This is a genomic window from Bradyrhizobium sp. 2S1 (genome assembly GCF_011516625.5).
Lineage (GTDB): Bacteria > Pseudomonadota > Alphaproteobacteria > Rhizobiales > Xanthobacteraceae > Bradyrhizobium > Bradyrhizobium septentrionale.
Genome location: NZ_CP147717.1, coordinates 2,544,092 through 2,561,788, shown reverse-complemented (window position 1 = coordinate 2,561,788; position 17,697 = coordinate 2,544,092). Strand labels below are relative to the sequence as shown.

Below are 17,697 nucleotides of genomic sequence, written 5' to 3'. Positions count from 1 at the left end.
GGCCGTGCATCCTTCGAGGCTCGCTCCGCTCGCACCTCAGGATGACGGGTTTGACGGAATACCGTCCTGATTTGAACCATACCAGCGCGCCCGTTGGACACCAGATCGAGGCTCATCGCCCACCCCTCCCATGACCCCCTTCACCCTCCTCCCCTCCGACATCTCGACCAGCATCGCGCTCGCGATCTGCGCGATCGCGTTCGTGTCGGGCACGGCGCGCGGCTTCTCGGGGTTTGGCTCGGCGCTGATCTTCATGCCGCTCGCAAGCAGCGTCGCGGGACCACGGTTGGTGGCAGCACTCCTGCTCATCATCGATTTCGTCGCCGCGGCGCCGCTGCTGCCGAACGCCTGGACCCACGCCGACCGCAAGGCGACCGCGGTGATGGTGGCCGGCGCGCTGGTCGGCGTTCCCATCGGCACCTATTTCCTGACGGTGCTCGAGCCCGTGACCACGCGCTGGATCATCTCCTGCTTCGTCGCGGCACTGCTCGCGCTGCTGCTGTCGGGCTGGCGCTACCACGGCAAGGATCACGCCGCGCTGTCGGTCGGCGTCGGCGGCCTCTCGGGCTTTTGCAGCGGACTTGCGCAGACCGGCGGCCCGCCGATCGTCGCCTACTGGCTGGGCCGCCCGATCTCGTCGATGATCTCGCGCGCCAACATCGTGCTGTTCTTCGGCGCCTCGGATTTCTTCTCGCTGGTCAGCTACTGGTTCACCGGACTGATCACGATCGAGTCGATCAAGTTCTCGCTGATCGTGGGCCCGGTCTACGGCGTCGGCGTCTGGTTCGGCGCCTCGCTGTTCGGCAAGGCGAGCGAGCAGGTGTTTCGTGCCATCTGCTACGCGCTGATCGCCGCCGCTGTCATCGTCGGCCTGCCCGCGCTTGATGGCATCTTGCGCGGCGGCTAGGGTCGCATTCAGAAAAGACCGTGGAGGAAACGATGATCGATCGCCGCAACGCATTGACACTGGCGCTCGGCAGCGCTGCCATGCTCGCGTCGCCGGTGCGCGCGCAGGGCACAAAGCCGCGCACCCGCATCGTGTTCCTCGGCACCAAGGGCGGCCCCCGCGTCGGCATCGGCGCCTCCAACCCGGCCAATCTCGTCGTCGTCAACGACACACCGTTCGTGATTGATTGCGGCATGGGCGTCAGCCGTCAACTGGTCAGCGCCGGCGTGCCGATCCCGTCGGTGAAGTACATCTTCATCAGCCACCATCATTCCGATCACAATCTCGAATACGGCAATCTGTTCTACAACGCCTGGGCGGCCGGCCTCTCGACGCCGATCCATTCGTTCGGCCCCAAGGGCATCGAGGCGATGACCAAGGACTATTGGGAGCTGAACAAGTTCGACGTCGAGACCCGGATCGAGGACGAAGGCCGGCCCGATCCGCGCAAACTGCTGATCGCGAAGGACATCACCGACGACGGCGTGGTGCTGAAAACATCAGATGTCACCGTCACCGCGTTCCGCACGCCGCATCCGCCGATCACGGACAATTTCGCCTACAAGTTCGAGACCCCGGACGGCACCATCGTGTTCTCCAGCGACACCGCCTACAATCCAAAGCTCGCCGAGTTCGCCAGGGGTGCCGACGTGCTGGTGCACGAATGCCTCTACATCCCCGCGGTCGATCGGCTGGTCGCCAAGACCAAAAACGGCGCGACGCTGAAGAAGCATCTGCTCGACAGCCATACCTCGACCGAAGACGTGGGCCGTGTCGCGGCCGCCGCAGGCGTCACGACGCTGGTGCTGAGCCACTTCGTCCCCGGCGACGATCCGCTCGTCACCGACGACGACTGGACGCGGGACGTGAAGACGAATTTCAAGGGCCGGATCGTGGTGGCAAAGGATCTGATGGAGCTGAAGCTGCCGGTGTGAAGGGCGGCCGGTGTCTCCCCGCAAAACGCGAATGCGTTTTTGCGGGGACGGTGACAAAAAAGCCCAGTCTCGCCGGGGAGAGCACGAAGTAAGCCGTAAAACCATCGCGCAGGGAAAGCCGGGATGTTTCCGGTTACGCCTGTGGTCCTACCCCCGTGCTTTCTACCTTTGCACGGGGCCCATGGGTGCGATCGGCACCCGGCTTTCCCTGCGCCCTCTGATCGAAGAGCGGCGAAACGAAAGACAAAACTCGGGCAGATCATGTCGCGAGGATGTGAAGTTGCGTCACCACCCACACCCGTCATAGCCCGGCTCGACCGGGCGATCCAGTACGCCGCGGCCTCTCGATTCAAGCACCGGCGCCTCTGGAATACTGGATCACCCGCATGCGCGGGTGATGACACCGCGTGTTTGACATCTTGAATCGAGAACCAATCCCACCGCAGCCCGCGATGTCCAATCTCACCCGACCATCAATTCATCGGCCCGGCGGAGCGATGCGGCGCGCGACGCTTTTGTTTTGCGGCGGGTGCTGCGGGCTCCGGCGCCGCATCCTTCAGTGCGCCGATCCGGCGCAGCGCGGCATCGGCGGCGCGCTCGCCGCTGTCCCAGGCGCCATCGACGGTGCCCCACAGCGTCTCATGGGTGGCTTCGCCGGCGAGATACATCGCGCCGATCGGCTCGGTCAGGATCTTGCGGGAGAACTGTGCGCCGGGCACTGCTGCCGACATCGCGCCGAGGATGAAGGGCGATGCATTCCAGCGCGTCGCGCTGATCTGCTTCACCGCAGCGCCGACCTCGCTGCCATAGAGCTTGGTCAGCCATTCCACCGCGAACGCGGACATTGCCTTCTCGCCCTGCGCCGACAGATCGCGGCCGAAGGTACCAGCGACGTCGATCGTGCACAGCGAGGAGCCGGCGATATTGCCGTAGAGCAGCGCCGTCCTGGTCGAATTGCTCTGCTCGATAATCACGTCATCGCGCGACAGTCCGAGCGGATTTCCGGGGAGCTGCAATGCGATGCGATCATAGCTGCCGAGGCTCAGCTTGGCTGCGGCATCGAGCGCACGCTTCGGAAGCTCCGGCGCAAACTTGATATTGCCGCTCGCAAGCACATTGCTCGAGACGGTGACGATGGCGGCGCGCGCGGTGATCTTGCCTGTGGGCGTCTCGACCATCACGTCGCGATTGCTCCAAAGGATGCGCTGCGCCGGCGTCGAGAGCACCATCGGCAGCTGCTCGGCAAGCTTGGCGATCAGCGTGCCGAGCCCCTGCCGGCAAGCAATCGCGGTGTTGCGATCCTGCGCGCGCACCTTGTCGACGGCGGAGAGGTCCTTCAGATCCTTGCCGCTGAAATTGGCGCCGAGCAGGAATTCCGCGGTGCCGGCCCAATCGCCGAGATCCTTCGGCATCGCCGCGGCGCAGGCAATATCGGCCTTGCGCGACGCGTCGTCGACGGCGCGGTTGGCGCGGACCAGCGCCGCCAGGAATTCCTCGGTCTCGCCCGGGCGGGCGTAGCGCCGGCCGATGCGAATCTTCTGACCTGCGGGCGCCGTGACGATGTCGAGGCCCGCCGAGCGCGCCAGCCGGATCATCGGATTGGTCTCGGGATTGTGCATCCAGCGCGCGCCACGGTCGAACGGCACGCCGAATGTCGATGCATCGGTCTGGCAGCGCCCGCCGACCTGGCCGGACGCCTCCACCACGATCACCTTGCGGTTGGCGGCGGCGATCCTCCGCGCCGCGGCAATGCCCGCGGCACCCGCGCCGATCACGACGATGTCGGCCTCGCGCGGCGGCGGCGCGGCAAGCACCCGGCCGCCCAGCGCGGGCGCCAGCGCGAGAGCTGCGGACGCCGACAGGAAATCGCGACGGGTCACTGTCATGACATAGCTTCGAGCATGGTTTCCGGGGACTTGCAGAAAACGGGAACGCTTCACGAACTGTGCCGCATCTCACCGACCGCAGCAACCATCATGGTAAATCAATCATGATTGATCCGCTGATGGCATGAACTAAATTGCAACGGCTTGCGACCATGATTAAGCCAACACAAGCGGTCGTAGAACCGCTGGGGGGAATCCATGGGCTTAATGCTCGATACCGTCGGTAAATGGATCGCGGGGTACCTGCAGAAGGAGGTCCCCGGTTACGAACCGTTCACGCCGAGCGACCCGGACCATCTGCGGAGCATCATGCAGCCCGGCGATGTGCTGCTGGTCGAAGGCAACAACCGGATTTCCGGCATCATCAAATACCTCACGCAATCAACCTGGTCGCACGCCGCACTCTTTGTCGGACCGATCGACGGTGCGTTCGAGCCTGACGGCGAACAGCATGTGCTGATCGAGGCCAATATCGGCGAGGGCGTGACCTCGGCGCCGCTTTCGAAATATCTGTCCTATCACACCCGCCTCTGCCGTCCGGTCGGCCTGTCATTCGAGGACCGCACCACGGTGTGCCGCTACGCGATCAACCGGATCGGCTTCGGCTACGACACCAAGAACATCGTCGATCTCGCGCGCTTCTTGTTTCCGCTGCCGATCCCGCAGCGCTGGCGCCGCCGCATGATCGCGTTCGGCTCCGGCGATCCGACCAAGATCATCTGCTCGGCGCTGATCGCGCAGGCGTTCGACGCCGTGCGCTATCCGATCCTGCCCAAGATCACGCGCGCCGCCAGCCGAAAGGCGCGCCGCGAGATCCTGCATATCCGCGATTCCTCGCTCTACATGCCGCGCGACTTCGACATCTCGCCCTATTTCGAAGTCGTCAAACCCACCATCGTGCACGGTTTCGACTACACGGCCCTGCACTGGGCCGACAAGCAGAAGCCGCTCCAGGAGGTAGCGGGCGAATTCAGTATGTTTCCAGAATCTAAGTCGCCGCCGCTTGTTCCTGAAGCGATTGACGAAGAGGCGACGCTTCCGGCTGCGGAAGTGATGACCACGGAGCTCACGCCGGGGTGAGCGTTCAGAACGTCGCCGCCAGCGTCAGCCTCACGGCAAGCGGCTCGGCCGGATGGACATGGCGGTCGGCGACGCCGTCGATCGGTTCGCCCGGCAGCCGCGACAGATAGTAATATTCGATCTGGTTGGTCTGTGCGTTGAAGAGATTGAGGACGTCGAGCTGCAGCCGCGTCCCGTTGTCGAATTTGTAGCCGGCGCGAGCGTTGACGATAAACGATGACAGCGAGCGGACGCTGTCATCCTCGATCAGCGGGCGCGGGCCGAAATAGCGGGCGCGCAGGCTGCCGAACCAGCCGGTCTCGCGGCCGAAGGTGACGCCGCCGCTGGCGACCCAGGCCGGCGCGCCGGGAATGAAGTTACCCACCGGATCATAATCCGTGAAGCGCGCGCGGGTATAGGCGAGGTCGAAATCGAGATTCATCCACGGCGAGAGCCTGTATTGGTTGGTCCACTCGACGCCGCCCCGCCGGCTCGGCCGGCTCGGCTCGGTGGTGCCGGCATCGCCGACGAACAGCAATTCGGAATCGAAGTCGAGCACGAACACCGCAAGCGACGAGGTCAGGCCGTCGACCGCCTTGGTGCGGATGCCGAACTCGGCGCCCTTCGAGCGTACCAGCAGCGGCACGCGATCGAGCGGCGTGACCTTGTCGTTGGGATCGACGGTAATCGTCGCGCCCCTGATGTCATTGGAGTGCAGGCCGAAGCCGGCATTGCCGTAGAACTCGGTCTTGGCCCAGGGACCGAGCACGATGCCGGCCTTCGGGCTCGTCATCGCCGCTTGCGCGTTGCCGGAATTCTGCGGCGTGTCGCTCAGCACGTGGCCGGCGAAATAATCCTCGCGGATGCCGACCGTGGTGCGCAGCCAGTCGGTCCAGCGCGCGGTCGTATCGGCCCACAGCCCGACATTGCCCTCCTGCACCTGGTCGTTGCGCACGGTGGAGAGGACCTCGCGCTGCACGGTCTTGAACAGGTCGACATTGATGTCGTCGTAGCGGGTCTGCACGCCCACCCGCGTCTGGGTGTCGATGCCGGCGACGCTGATATCGACGGCGTGGCTGGCATCGAAGCCATAGACGGCGCGCTTATCAGTCTGGCTGAACTGGTCGCCATTGACGGGGTCGTCGAGAAAATAGGTGAAGTCGTTGTAGAGCTGCAACGAGGAGCGGATCACATAGGCGTTGGCCTTGGTCTGCCCGTACGTGCTGGACTGCGCCCAATTGCCCGACAGGCTGAAGCGGCTCGAGGTGCCGCCGTCGGTCGGATTGAGCGAGCCGTAGCGGCCGATCAGGCCTTGGTCGATCGCGCGCTGCGCCACCTGGTCGGTCGAATTCCAGCCGTTGGAATAGGCCATCGCGGTCAGCGAGAAGCCGTCGGTCGCGGTGCCCTGGCTGTAGCGCAGCACGCCGTTCAGCTTGCGGATGTCGTCCGGCACGGCCCACGGGCCGTTATATTTGTTGGCCTCGAAGGCCGCGAGCAGCGTGCCGTCACCGACCTTGGTCGAGCCCGCGGCCATCGCGCGCTGGTAGCCGAAGCTGCCGGCGGTCAGCTCGACGACGTTCTTCGACAACCGGTCGAGATAGTTGATGTCGACGGCGCCGGCCGAGGCGAAATCGCCCTTGTCGGCGTAGTAGGGGCCCTTGCGGACATCCATCGACTGGATCAGCTCCGGGATCAGGAAGTTGATGTCGGCATAGCCCTGGCCGTGACCGTGGGTCGGCATGTTGACCGGCATGCCGTCGACGGTGATGGCAAGATCGGTTCCGTGATCGAGATTGAAGCCGCGCAAGAAATACTGGTTGGCTTTGCCTTCGCCGGAATGCTGGGTGACGATCAGGCCCGGCACCGCCTCAAGGACCTCGCCGACGCGCGAGACCGGCCGCGCATTCACCTCGTCGCCGCTGATCTGCCGCGCGCTGGCTGCGGTCGGCTGCAGGTTGGGAGCTACCGTCGCAGAGCCGCCGGTGATTCCGTTGGTCGTAGACGTGGCCTGGCTCGGTTGCGGCGCGGCCGGCTTGCGGCCGCTGGCAGCGACATGGTGCGGACGCTGAACCGGCCTGGCACGCTTGGGCTTCACCTGATCGGGGGACGTCACCGTCACCGGCGGCAACTGGCCGGGCGCGCCGACGGTCTGCGCTACGGCAGCGGGCACAAAGGCTGCAATGGATGCGGCGGCGGGAAATATCCGCCATACAGTCCGACGCAACGCCCATGCCCCCGCATGATACCTGCTACAGTCACGCGACGACCGCACCAGCTCCAACCAACCCGGCGAAGCGACGCTAGAGCATTTTCCGATCACGTTGCGTCGTAACCAGCCGCGACGAGATAATTTTGGCATTCCTCGGGTGAGAAGCGCTTGAGAGCGTTGGCGATTGCTTGCCAGAGATCGGGCATGGTGCGCGCTGCGGCGGCCCGCAACAGGGCTTTCAGTTTAGAGAAGGCCATTTCGATCGGGTTGAAGTCTGGACTGTAGGGCGGAAGATAGAGCAGGCTTGCTCCGACCGCCCGGATGGCCTCTCGAACGCCATGGACCTTGTGAGCGGGCAAGTTGTCCATGATAACGGTATCGCCCGGCCGCAGCGATGGGGCGAGCAATTGCTCGACGTAGGCCAGGAAAGCGTCGCCATCCATTGGACCGTCCAGAACAATCGGCGCGATCAGACCGTCGGAGCGCAATCCAGCGGTGAATGTCGTCGTCTTCCAATGTCCGTGTGGGATAGCTGCACGACATCGCTCGCCGCGTGGCGAGCGGCCGTAAAGCCGCGCCATTTTGGTGTTGGCGCTGGTTTCGTCGATGAAGACGAGACGCTCAGGGTCAAGATCGATTTGCCCTTCGAACCACTCCTCACGCGCGGCATTTATATCGCCGCGCCGTTGCTCGGCGGCGTGCGCTGTCTTTTTTTAAGTGTGATCTTTCTGCGCTGGAAAAAACGCCAGAGCGACGCGATGCCAGTCGATATTCCACGACGTTTCAACAGTTCTCGCAACTCGGCGAGCGTGATATCCGGCTTCGCTGTCACTGCCTCCAGAATCAATTGCGAATGCGCTTCGATGCGCTGCGATTTGCGGTCACCGCCCTGGCGTTTAGGAACGATGTCGCCAACTTCCTTGAGGCGACCGCGCCAGCGGATCGCACTGGCCGCGCTGACACCAAAGCGCTCAGCAGCCTGTCGACAGGACATGCCACCGTCAATCGCGGCTATCACCCTTTGACGAAGATCAACCGAAAGCGCCCTGGCCATACATGCTGGCCTCCCTCGCCAGCATGCAGCTTGAATCTGACTCGCGCCGTTTTGGGAATCCCCACCCGATTCATTCCGGTCGGAAAATGCTCTAGCAAGCACAGTATGACGTTACAAGAAAAATGTCATACCGCTGCGGCGGCCTGCCAACACGGATAGTCCATGCAACGCATCACCATCACCATCGAGGATGATCTGCTCGCGGAGATCGACGCGGCCGCCGAGGCGCGCGGCTATCAGAACCGCTCCGAGATCATCCGCGACCTGGCGCGCGCCGGCCTGCAGCAGAGCGCGGAGGAGACGCCGTCAGGGCAATGCGTCGCGGCGCTGGTCTATGTCTATGATCACGCCGCACGCGATCTGTCGAAGCGGCTGGTGCAGAATTTCCACGGCCATCACGACCTGTCGCTGGCGACGCTGCATGTCCATCTCGACGACGACAGCTGCATGGAGGTGACGGCGCTGAAGGGCGCCAGCGGCGAGGTCCGGCATCTTGCCGACCACGTCATCGCCGAACGCGGCGTGCGTTACGGCCGCGTCGTGATGATCCCGACCGCCGCGGACAAGAAGCCGCGCAAGCGGGGGCATCGGCATGATTGAACTTCGTAGCCCGGATGGAGCCCAGCGCAATCCGGGGCCTTGCGTCCGCGGATGGACTGTCCCGGATTTCGCTTCGCTTCATCCGGGCTACCCAACGAATTCGCTACGCCGCCCTCGCCTTGGTGCCGCCCGGGAGGCCGGCGCGGGCGAGGCCGCCATAGAGCGCTTCGCCCGGCATCTCGGACTTGAGGATCGCGCGCACCGCGACCAGCCGGTCGAGATCGATGCCGGTCGGAAATCCCTTGCTCTCGCAGAGGAAGACGAGATCCTCGAACACGACATTGCCTGTGGCGCCCGGCGCGAACGGGCAGCCGCCGAGGCCGCCGAGCGAACCGTCGAGCACGCGGGCGCCTTCGTCGAGCGCGGCGGAAGCGTTGGCGATGCCCATGCCGCGGGTGTCATGCAGGTGGACGCAGACCGGCCTCGATCCGGCGATCTTCACCGCGCCCCGCGTCAGCTCGCCGACCTGCTTCGGCCCGGCATAGCCGACGGTATCGGCAATTGCGACCATGTCGACGCCGGCCTCGTACAGCTTCTCGGTGAGGCGCAGCACTTCCCTGGGATCGACGGCACCGACGATCGAGCAGCCCAGCGCCATCGAGATCGCGGCATTGACCACGGGCTTGTGCGCGCTGGCGTCGCGCAGCTCGCAGAGCCGCTTGACGTTCTCGATCGCGGCTTCACGCGAGCGGTTGGCATTGGCCTGGCTGTGCTCCTCGGTCGCCGACACCACGGAGGCGATCTCGGCGACGCCGGAGGCCAGCGCCTCGTTGACGCCGCGCTCGTTCAGCGCCAGCGCGACGCCATGCGCGCCGGGCAGCGCGGCAATGGTCGTGACGACGTCGCGGACATCGACAAACTGCGGAAAGGTTTTTGCCGGCAGAAACGAGCCGACCTCGAAATGCCGGACGCCCGCGGCATATTCGTCGCGCACCCAGCGCTGCTTCGCCGCGGTCGACGGGAACGTCTTGACGAGTTGCAAGCCGTCGCGCAGGCCGACTTCGCGCAGGGTTACCTTGTCGTTGGGATAGATATCGTGGACGCGGGTCATGTCAGCCTCACGCAGCGTTTCCGGTTGATGAAATCTTCTGTTGTGCCAGCTCGGCGCGCACCGCGTCGGTATCGGCGCCAAGCACCGGCACTCTCAATCCTTCGCCGATATTGCTGCCGTTCCATTCGACCGGCAATGCGGGGACGCGGAACGGCTTGCCGTCGGCGTTCAAATTGTTGACGAGCCCGCCGGGCCGCAGCACGTGCGGGTCCTGCAACAAATCTTCGGGCCGATTGATCGGCGAGAAGCAGATATTGAGCCCGTCGAGCCTCGCCGACAGATCGGCCACGTTCCAGCCTTTGATTACCTCGGCGACACGCGGAATGATCCGGTCGCGCGCCATGATGCGGTCCGTAGTGCTGCGCAGCGTCGGATCGTCGGCGAATTCCGTCAGGCCAAACTCGCGGCAGAAGCTCTGCCAATGGCCTTCGGTGACGACCCCGATGAAGATGCGATCGCCGCCGGCGGCATCGAAGATGTCGTAGATCGGCCAGGCATGCTCGCGCTCCGGCATCGAGCGCGGCTTGCGCCCGGTCATCTCGTACTCGACCATGTGCTGGGCGACCAGGAACAGGCAGTTCTCGAACAGGCCGATACGAATATCGGCGCCGTTCCTGTTGCCGCCCCGCTTCTGGTAGAGCGCGGCCAGGATCGAGATCACCCCGAACATGCCGCCCATGATGTCGTTGGCGGAGGAACCGACGCGCTGCGGCTTGTCGCTTGTGCCGGTCATCGCCGCGAGCCCCGACATCATCTGCACGACCTCGTCGAGCGCCGGGCGATGATCGTAAGGGCCCGACAGAAAGCCCTTGTGGCCGGCAATGATCAGATGCGGATATTTTTTGCGCAGCTCCTCGGCGCCAAGACCCTGCTTGTCGAGCTGGCCGTCGCGAAAGTTCTCCAGGAACACGTCGGCGCCGGCGAGCAGCCGGTGCATCGTGTCGCGGTCCTCAGGCTTGGCGAAATCAAGCACGACGCTGCGCTTGCCGCGGTTGAACAGCGGGAAGAACGAGACGCCCATGCCGCCGAGCGAGCGGGTCTTGTCGCCGGCGGGAGGCTCGACCTTGATCACCTCGGCGCCGAGTTGCGCCAGGATCATCCCGCAGGTCGGGCCCATCACCATGTGGGTCATCTCGACGACCCTCACGCCTTCCAGCGGCAGTCCGCTCCCGGTCATCGGTTTCTCCGTGCTCGTTGCGCTCTTGTTCTGACGCGTTTTCTTCACGCGAACCGGTACCCACTTCGCTCGAAAACGCTTTGCTATCGGCGCAGGTTAGGCTTCCGCACGCTATCTGAAAAATATAATCTGTCGAATAGTGTATTCGCGGTTCTAGAACGCTAAGCCCCCATGGATTCGCGCCAGCTTCGCTATTTCATCGCGGTTTACGAGCAGCGCAACCTGTCGCGGGCGGCGGATCAGGCCAATGTCGCGCAATCGGCGCTGAGCCATCACGTCGCCAATCTCGAGGCGGAATTCGCCACGCCGCTGTTCGAGCGCAAGCCGCGCGGCATGGAACCGACCGCGGCGGGCGAGCGGCTCTATGAGCACGCCCGCATCATCCTGCGCGCGATGGCGGCGGCCGAGCGCGAGATCAAGGAAGGCGGCAGCGCGATTGCCGGTGAGATCTCGATCGGCATGGCCAATTCCGGGATGAAGGCGATCGGCGTGCCGTTGATGCGGACGGTGCTGACGAAGTATCCGAACCTGAAGCTGGCGCTGACCGAAAGTCTCTCGGGCGCGACACTGCTGCATTTGATGAGCTCGGAGGTCGACCTGGCGCTGGTCTACAATCCGCCCCCGGAAAAGGATCTGATCGCCGAGCCGGTGCTGGAGGAGCAGATGTTCTGCGTCGGCACCGAGAAATTGATCGGCAAGAAGGGACCGATCACGTTCGAGCAGGTGGCCCAGCTGCCGCTGATCCTGCTCCGGCACGGGCTGTCGGCCCGCGCCCTGCTGGACGACCCCGTGCCGCTGAAGCGGCTGGAGGCCAACGCCATCCTGCATCTCAATTCGACCAGCGGCATGATCGGCGCCTTGACCGCGGGCCTCGGCTGCACGATCGCGACGACGCACTTCGTGAGAGAGCCGTTGCAGGCAGGCGCGCTGGTCGCACGCGAGGTGATCGAACCCAAACTGAGCCGCACGCTCTATCTGTGCCGCCTGCGCAACCGACCGATGACCTATGTCATGGAGGAGATGTGCCGGCTGATCCGCTCGCTTATCGCCGAACAGGTCGGGCGTGGCGCGTGGGAGGCCACGCTGCTGATCTAAAGCGATTTCAAGCGGAGCCTGCCCCGCACTTGATGCGGGGTGGGCACCGGTTCGCGTGAAGAAAGCGCGTCGGAAACAGCGCTATCGAAAATATCGAACGATTCCTTCGATATGTTCGTCTGGATTTCTGGCTTCCGGCTGCCAAACATGCGTGACCGGCACGACCTCACAAGAAGGGCGGCCGCTGGACCATACGGGGAGGACCATCATGAGCGCCGTCGAACTCGGCTCGGTTGCCGATCTCGCCAACACGACAGCCGGGCCCGACGGGATTTCGCGGCGGCTCGAGGCGTTGCCCACCTCCGCCTATGTCTGGCGGCTGGTGATCCTGCTCTCGCTCGGCGGCTGCTTCGAGATCTACGATCTGTTCTTCACCGGCTACATCGCGCCGGGCCTCGCCCGCAGCGGGCTGATGACCACGACGACGCAGGCCTTCTTCGGCTTCTCCGGCATCGGCGCCTTCGTCGCCGCGACCTTCGCCGGCCTCTTCATCGGCACCTTCTGCCTCGGCTTCCTCGCCGATCGTTACGGGCGCAAGGCCGTCTTCACCTATTCACTGTTGTTCTACAGCGCGGCCTCGATCATCATGGCGTGCCAGACCACCCCTGGCGGCCTCTTGCTGTGGCGCTTCATCGCCGGAATCGGGATCGGCATCGAGATCATCACCATCGACGCCTATATCACCGAGCTGGTGCCGAGCTGGATGCGCGGCCGGGCCTTTGCGATCAACCAGGCGGTGATGCTGTCGGCGGTCCCGATCGTCGCAGCACTTGCATGGTGGCTGGTGCCGCTCACGCCTTATGGCATCGACGGCTGGCGCTGGGTGGTGCTGATCGGCGCGGCCGCCAGCATGGTGATCTGGGTGCTGCGGCTCTACGTGCCGGAAAGCCCGCTCTGGCTGGCCCGCCACGGCCGCGTTGCCGAGGCCGAGAGGATCATGCGGACGCTCGAGGCCTCATCAGGTGCGGTCGCGCCGCGCTCCGCCCTCACGGTCACGATGGTGCCGGCACGTGCGCCGGTCAGGACCGGCTACGCCGACCTGTTCAGGCCGCCTTACGCTTCGCTCGTCGGGCTGTTCATGATCTTCAATTTCTGTCAGGCGTTCGGCGTCTACGGCTTCTCCAACTGGGTTCCCGCACTACTGGTCGAGAAGGGCATCAACGTCACCAAGAGCCTGCAATACTCCTTCATCATCGCCTTCGCCTATCCGCTCGCGCCGCTGCTGGCAGCAACCTTCGCCGACCGCTTCGAGCGCAAATGGATCATTTGCGGCGCGGCCGCCGCGATCTCGGTGTTCGGCCTTGCGTTCGCGCAGCTCACCGAGCCGGTGCTGCTGATCTTAAGCGGCGTGCTGGTGACCGGGGCCAACATGACGCTGTCCTACGCTTACCACGCCTATCAGACCGAGGTATTCCCGACCGCGATCCGGGCCCGCGCCGCGGGGCTGGTCTATTCGATGAGCCGGCTCAGCGCGACCTTCTCCGGCTTCATCGTGGCGTTCATGTTGAAGGAGGCCGGCGTCAGCGGGGTGTTCGGCCTGATCACCGCGGCGATGCTCATCGTGATCGTTGCTGTCGGTGTCTGGGGACCCAACGTCCGCGGCAAGCCGCTCGACGCCTGATCGCGACATAAACGGCACTTGCCGAAGCCATATTGGGTGTCTACCTCTGCGCTCGTCAATCTGCAGAGGTAACCCAGTCATGTTGGACGCCGCCGTCAAGGCGCTTTCGCAAATCCTGTCGCCGCCGATGCGCACGATCCTGTGGCGTTCGATCGGGCTTGCGCTGGTGCTGATCACCGTGCTGGCGATCGGGCTGCAGCGGCTATTGAGCTGGTTCGCCGACTATGGCGAGGTCTGGGCCGAAGGCATGCTCGGCCCCAACTTCCATTCCACGCTGCACGTGCTGTCCTGGATCATCTCGATCTCGGCAGGCCTTGGCGTCGTGCTCGGCGGCATCTTCCTGATGCCCGCGATCACCTCGCTGGTGGCGAGCCTGTTTGTCGACGACGTCGCCGACCATGTCGAGCGCGAGCACTATCCGGCCGACCATCCCGGCACGGCACTGCCGGTCACAATCGCCACGATCGAGGGCGTCAAGACGGCGCTGCTGACGATTTTGGTCTACCTGGTCGCGCTGCCGTTCGTGCTGTTCGCGGGCGCGGGCTTCATCATCTTCTTCATCGCGACCGCCTGGCTGTTGGGTCGCGAATATTTCGAGCTCGCGGCGATGCGGTTCCGCTCGCCTGATGACGCCAAGGCGATGCGCAAGGAGAACGCGGCAACGGTGTTTACCGCCGGCCTGTTCATTGCGGCCTTCGTCTCGATCCCGATCGTCAATCTGGCGACACCGCTGTTCGGCATGGCGTTCATGGTGCACATGTACAAGCGGCTGTCAGGTCCCCGGCGCGAGGTGATCGAGCCGGCGCGGCGAAGCAACGTGCCCTCGGTCTAGGCCGCATCGGGAGGCACCTGCAGTGATGCGGGCGTCCGATCGCGCGCCAACGGCACCAGCAGCAGCCCGACGATCGCCACGCCGGCGAGCATGGCCCATGCCTCGTTGACGGTGAGCGCGAGCGATGCCCGCTCGACCAACGGCCGGATGAACGCGATTGTCGCTTCATCCGGTGGCCCCGGCAGACGGTCGATCAACAACTTCGGATCGAGCCCGATCGCCTGCGCCGCGGTGACATCGCCGGCCAGCAGGCGGGCACGGAAATCCTCGCCATAAATCCAGCTTCGCCCGTAGAGGATGGTGTCGATCAGGGCGATCCCGATCGCGCCACCCAGATTGCGCATCAGGTTGAACAGTCCGCTGGCGTCGGCAACCTCCGCCTCCGGCAGCGCGCCCAACGCAATGCGCGTCGGCGGCAGCAGGCAGAACATGATCGCGACGCCACGCACGATCTGCGGCCAGAACATCTCGTCGAAATCCGCCGTGCGGGGCTGAAAAGCGCTGAGGCCGAGACCTAGCGCGAACAAGGCGAAGCCCGCGCCGGTCAACAACCGCGCGCCGATGCGGCTTTCGAGGATTGCCGCGAGCGGCGCTGCGATCAGCTGCGCGACTCCCGTGACCAGCATGATGCTGCCGATCTCGAAGGCATCATGGCGGCGGACGAAGCCGAGAAACACCGGCATCAGATAGGTCGAGCCATAGAGGCCGATGCCGAGGCAGAAGCTCAGGGCGCAACCGGCCGCGAACGAACGCCGTCTGAAAAGGGTCAATTGTGCCATCGGATACGCCGCGCGGAGCGTGCGCCGGATCAGCAGCGCCATCCCGGCAATGCTTCCAATCAGCAAGCTCACGCAAAGCATCGAGAGCCAGCCGCGTTGCGGCGCTTCCTTCAGGCCAATCATGAAGCTTGCGAGTGCGGCCGCGAGCAGGACGAGCGACCACCCGTCCAGCCTGGAGAACGCGCGGAGATGCAGGCCCTGCTTCGGAAGCAGCAAGGATGTAACCGAGGCCGCAATCGCGCCCGGAAGCACATTGATCAGGAACAGCCACGGCCACGACCAGGTCTGCGTGATCCAGCCGCCGACGACGGGTCCAACAGTCGGTGCAAGCACCGCGACGACGCCGCCAATCGTGGTGGCCACCGCATGAAGGCGCGCCGGGAACAGCATGAACACAGCGGAGAACACCGCGGGAATCAGGACGCCGCCGGAAAATCCCTGCAGCACGCGAAATGTCAGCAGTACGGCAAAGCCGCCGCTGAAGGCGCAGCCGACGGAGGCGATGGTGAACAGGCTCACGGCAATGACGAACAGCCATCGCAATGACAGCGCATGCGTGAACAATCCGGTCAGCGGGATAGCGATCACCTCCGTGATCAGATAGGCGGTCTGGATCCAGCTCATCGCCGCCGGCGAGATCGCAAGCGCGCGCTGGATCGTCGGCAACGAGGTCGCGACGACCTGGATGTCGAGGATCGCCATGAACATGCCGAGGCACATCAGCAGAAAGCCGGCCCAGGTCGCAGCCGATGGGCTGTCGGTGCAGTGCTCCGCCCGGCCGCTCATGGCGTGCCTGGGCGCGGCCAGCCGGCGACGGAGAGCGCGCGGCTCTCGGCGCGAATCCGGATGGCAAGCACCGCGAGATTGAGCACGGTGAAGATCAGCGCCAACACTAGCAGATGCAGTGCGAGTGGCAGCAGCGCGATTTCACCGACGACGACGGCATAGTTTGGATGCGGGAAGATCCGGTAAGGCCCGGACGCGACCAGCGGCGCGCCCGGCAGCACGATGATCCGCGTGGTCCATCGCGGACCGAGCGCGGCGAGCACCCACAGCCGGAGGCCTTGCAGCAGTAGAAAGGCCGCGAGCGCGGCCAGATTGATATCCTGGTCGCGGCCCCAGATCCACAGTGCGATCAGCCAGCCGGCGTGCACCAGCACAATGAGCGGGTAGTGATTGGCGCCGACCTCGACCGCGCCTTGCGCCAGCAGCCGCGCCGTGTTGCGACGCGCCAGCACCAGCTCGCCGAGACGTTGCAAGGTGACCAGCGCAAGGATGATCGAAGCGAAACTCACGCCGCGTGCCTGAGCGCAACACAGCTGAGCGTGAAGCCGGGCCCGAGCGCCGTGAGCAGCGAGCGGGGCGGCAATCCCTTGGCGCAGGCGCGTTCGAGGACAAAGAGAGCCGTCGGGGCCGACATGTTCCCACACGTGGCGATGACGTCGCGTTCGTGGTCGAGCGTGCCCTGATCGAGCTTCAGCGCCCGCTCCAGCGCGGCGATGACCTTGGTGCCGCCGGGATGGCAGAGGAAGCGGTCGATATCGTCGGCCGTCAGCTGCATCCGCGCCAGAATTTCGGCAACGGCCGGCCCAAGGTTGTCGCGAACAAAATCCGGAATGGTGCGCTGAAAGACGACGCCGAATCCTTCCGGATCGACCGTCCAGCCCATGATGTCGAGCGTATCAGGCCACAGCTTTTCGCCGGTCGCCTCGATCCGGGTCGCCCCGCCGTCCCCGGCGCGCAGCACGATCGCGGCGGCGCCATCGCCGAACAGGCTGGCGGCAACGATGTTCGCCTTGGTGAGTTCGTCGTGCCGGACCGCGAGCGTGCAGAGCTCGAGCGCGACCAGCAGCACGTTGGCACCCGGCCGCGCTTCCGCCAGCCTCGATGCGATCGACAGGCCCGACACGCCGCCGGCGCAGCCGAGGCCGAACACCGGCACGCGCGACACATCCGTTCGCAGCCCGAGCTTGCCGGCGACGCGCGCATCCAGCGTCGGCGTGGCGATGCCGGTCGAACACACCGTGACCACGATATCGATGTCGCTGCCGGTCAGGTCGGCGCGGGTGATCGCCTTGCGGGCGACGTCGACATACAGCGCCTCCGCACCCTCGAGAAAGGCTTGCGTCCGCTCCGGCCAACCGCGCCGTTCGAGATACCATTCGATCGGCTTCACGCCATAGCGACGCTGAATGCCGGTGTTGGCGAACAGGCTGGAGAGCGTCTCGAATTCGGGATAGCGGTCGGCCAGGAGGTTTCGCGCGGCCTGCAGCACTTGTCCCTGATGGAATCGATGCGGTGGAACCGCCGTCGCTCATCGTAGCTCCGGTTCCCCCGCTGCGTGGAACCGCGCGATTAGCAAAATATTTCAGACGCTCACCACACAGGTGAGAGCACTGCATTCACTATAAGTTGACCCGCCGGCGATATCAGTGCCGCCTCGCGCAAATCAC

At 64.8% G+C, this 17,697-nt stretch carries 15 protein-coding genes; 7 read left to right on the top strand and 8 right to left on the bottom strand.

Going from position 1 to position 17,697, the window contains the following annotated elements:
- The first annotated feature begins 130 nt into the window (after positions 1-130).
- Positions 131-907, top strand: a complete 777-nt coding sequence (locus tag HAP54_RS12075; RefSeq protein ID WP_166300233.1) for a sulfite exporter TauE/SafE family protein — start codon at positions 131-133, stop codon at positions 905-907.
- 32 nt (positions 908-939) lie between these two features.
- Positions 940-1,881 (top strand): MBL fold metallo-hydrolase, encoded by a 942-nt coding sequence (locus tag HAP54_RS12070; RefSeq protein WP_166300231.1) that lies wholly within the window; start codon positions 940-942, stop codon positions 1,879-1,881.
- A gap of 473 nt (positions 1,882-2,354) precedes the next feature.
- Here the strand turns inward: HAP54_RS12070 and HAP54_RS12065 are convergent, their stop codons facing one another.
- Positions 2,355-3,767 (bottom strand): flavin monoamine oxidase family protein, encoded by a 1,413-nt coding sequence (locus tag HAP54_RS12065; protein ID WP_166300229.1) that lies wholly within the window; start codon positions 3,765-3,767, stop codon positions 2,355-2,357.
- A gap of 198 nt (positions 3,768-3,965) precedes the next feature.
- On the opposite strand from HAP54_RS12065, the gene HAP54_RS12060 reads away from it, so the two are divergent.
- Positions 3,966-4,847: a YiiX/YebB-like N1pC/P60 family cysteine hydrolase gene (locus HAP54_RS12060; RefSeq protein WP_224741291.1), complete on the top strand. Its 882-nt coding sequence runs from the start codon at positions 3,966-3,968 to the stop codon at positions 4,845-4,847.
- 4 nt (positions 4,848-4,851) lie between these two features.
- Here HAP54_RS12060 and HAP54_RS12055 read toward each other — a convergent pair whose 3' ends face one another.
- Both HAP54_RS12055 and HAP54_RS12050 read right to left on the bottom strand, forming a co-directional pair.
- The gene (locus HAP54_RS12055; protein ID WP_224741292.1) at positions 4,852-6,996 is read right to left on the bottom strand and encodes a TonB-dependent receptor; all 2,145 of its coding nucleotides are present in this window, start codon (positions 6,994-6,996) and stop codon (positions 4,852-4,854) included.
- A gap of 146 nt (positions 6,997-7,142) precedes the next feature.
- A protein-coding gene (locus HAP54_RS12050) for an IS630 family transposase (protein ID WP_166300311.1) occupies positions 7,143-8,089 on the bottom strand; the annotation gives its coding sequence in 2 pieces (ribosomal slippage) (positions 7,143-7,750 and positions 7,750-8,089; 948 coding nt in all).
- Positions 8,090-8,251: 162 nt separating this feature from the next.
- Between HAP54_RS12050 and nikR the strand changes: the two genes are divergently transcribed.
- Entirely contained in the window at positions 8,252-8,689 is a 438-nt protein-coding gene (gene nikR / locus HAP54_RS12045) for a nickel-responsive transcriptional regulator NikR (RefSeq protein ID WP_166300225.1), read from the top strand.
- Positions 8,690-8,792: 103 nt separating this feature from the next.
- On the opposite strand, the gene HAP54_RS12040 is transcribed toward nikR, so the two are convergent.
- Both HAP54_RS12040 and HAP54_RS12035 read right to left on the bottom strand, forming a co-directional pair.
- The gene (locus tag HAP54_RS12040; protein WP_166300223.1) at positions 8,793-9,740 is read right to left on the bottom strand and encodes a hydroxymethylglutaryl-CoA lyase; all 948 of its coding nucleotides are present in this window, start codon (positions 9,738-9,740) and stop codon (positions 8,793-8,795) included.
- A gap of 7 nt (positions 9,741-9,747) precedes the next feature.
- Positions 9,748-10,917, bottom strand: a complete 1,170-nt coding sequence (locus tag HAP54_RS12035; RefSeq protein ID WP_166300221.1) for a CaiB/BaiF CoA transferase family protein — start codon at positions 10,915-10,917, stop codon at positions 9,748-9,750.
- Between the two features lie 171 nt (positions 10,918-11,088).
- Between HAP54_RS12035 and HAP54_RS12030 the strand changes: the two genes are divergently transcribed.
- The 3 genes from HAP54_RS12030 to HAP54_RS12020 all read left to right on the top strand — a co-directional run bounded on the left by HAP54_RS12030 (position 11,089) and on the right by HAP54_RS12020 (position 14,465).
- The gene (locus HAP54_RS12030; RefSeq protein ID WP_166300219.1) at positions 11,089-12,012 is read left to right on the top strand and encodes a LysR family transcriptional regulator; all 924 of its coding nucleotides are present in this window, start codon (positions 11,089-11,091) and stop codon (positions 12,010-12,012) included.
- Positions 12,013-12,220: 208 nt separating this feature from the next.
- Positions 12,221-13,633, top strand: a complete 1,413-nt coding sequence (locus HAP54_RS12025; protein WP_166300217.1) for an MFS transporter — start codon at positions 12,221-12,223, stop codon at positions 13,631-13,633.
- Positions 13,634-13,712: 79 nt separating this feature from the next.
- Entirely contained in the window at positions 13,713-14,465 is a 753-nt protein-coding gene (locus HAP54_RS12020; RefSeq protein WP_166300215.1) for a sulfate transporter family protein, read from the top strand.
- On the opposite strand, the gene HAP54_RS12015 is transcribed toward HAP54_RS12020, so the two are convergent.
- The 3 genes from HAP54_RS12015 to HAP54_RS12005 are packed head-to-tail and all read right to left on the bottom strand — an operon-like array spanning position 14,462 to position 17,519.
- Positions 14,462-16,030 carry a DHA2 family efflux MFS transporter permease subunit gene (locus HAP54_RS12015; RefSeq protein WP_414646192.1) on the bottom strand — a complete coding sequence of 523 codons (1,569 nt, stop codon included), beginning with the start codon at positions 16,028-16,030 and terminating at the stop codon, positions 14,462-14,464. The genes HAP54_RS12020 and HAP54_RS12015 overlap by 4 nt on opposite strands.
- The gene (locus HAP54_RS12010) at positions 16,027-16,539 is read right to left on the bottom strand and encodes an isoprenylcysteine carboxyl methyltransferase family protein (RefSeq protein WP_166300213.1); all 513 of its coding nucleotides are present in this window, start codon (positions 16,537-16,539) and stop codon (positions 16,027-16,029) included. The genes HAP54_RS12015 and HAP54_RS12010 overlap by 4 nt, the downstream gene beginning before the upstream one ends.
- The gene (locus tag HAP54_RS12005; RefSeq protein WP_224741293.1) at positions 16,536-17,519 is read right to left on the bottom strand and encodes a type III polyketide synthase; all 984 of its coding nucleotides are present in this window, start codon (positions 17,517-17,519) and stop codon (positions 16,536-16,538) included. The genes HAP54_RS12010 and HAP54_RS12005 overlap by 4 nt, the downstream gene beginning before the upstream one ends.
- Between the last annotated feature and the right edge of the window lie 178 nt (positions 17,520-17,697).

What these genes read in the sequence shown, in the direction of transcription:
- HAP54_RS12020 (WP_166300215.1), top strand. Translation starts at nt 13,713, where the DNA reads ATGTTGGACGCCGCCGTCAAGGCGCTTTCGCAAATCCTGTCGCCGCCG.
- HAP54_RS12025 (WP_166300217.1), top strand. Translation starts at nt 12,221, where the DNA reads ATGAGCGCCGTCGAACTCGGCTCGGTTGCCGATCTCGCCAACACGACA.
- HAP54_RS12060 (WP_224741291.1), top strand. Translation starts at nt 3,966, where the DNA reads ATGGGCTTAATGCTCGATACCGTCGGTAAATGGATCGCGGGGTACCTG.
- HAP54_RS12015 (WP_414646192.1), bottom strand. Translation starts at nt 16,030, where the DNA reads ATGAGCGGCCGGGCGGAGCACTGCACCGACAGCCCATCGGCTGCGACC.
- HAP54_RS12035 (WP_166300221.1), bottom strand. Translation starts at nt 10,917, where the DNA reads ATGACCGGGAGCGGACTGCCGCTGGAAGGCGTGAGGGTCGTCGAGATG.
- HAP54_RS12040 (WP_166300223.1), bottom strand. Translation starts at nt 9,740, where the DNA reads ATGACCCGCGTCCACGATATCTATCCCAACGACAAGGTAACCCTGCGC.
- HAP54_RS12070 (WP_166300231.1), top strand. Translation starts at nt 940, where the DNA reads ATGATCGATCGCCGCAACGCATTGACACTGGCGCTCGGCAGCGCTGCC.
- HAP54_RS12030 (WP_166300219.1), top strand. Translation starts at nt 11,089, where the DNA reads ATGGATTCGCGCCAGCTTCGCTATTTCATCGCGGTTTACGAGCAGCGC.
- nikR (WP_166300225.1), top strand. Translation starts at nt 8,252, where the DNA reads ATGCAACGCATCACCATCACCATCGAGGATGATCTGCTCGCGGAGATC.
- HAP54_RS12075 (WP_166300233.1), top strand. Translation starts at nt 131, where the DNA reads ATGACCCCCTTCACCCTCCTCCCCTCCGACATCTCGACCAGCATCGCG.
- HAP54_RS12065 (WP_166300229.1), bottom strand. Translation starts at nt 3,767, where the DNA reads ATGACAGTGACCCGTCGCGATTTCCTGTCGGCGTCCGCAGCTCTCGCG.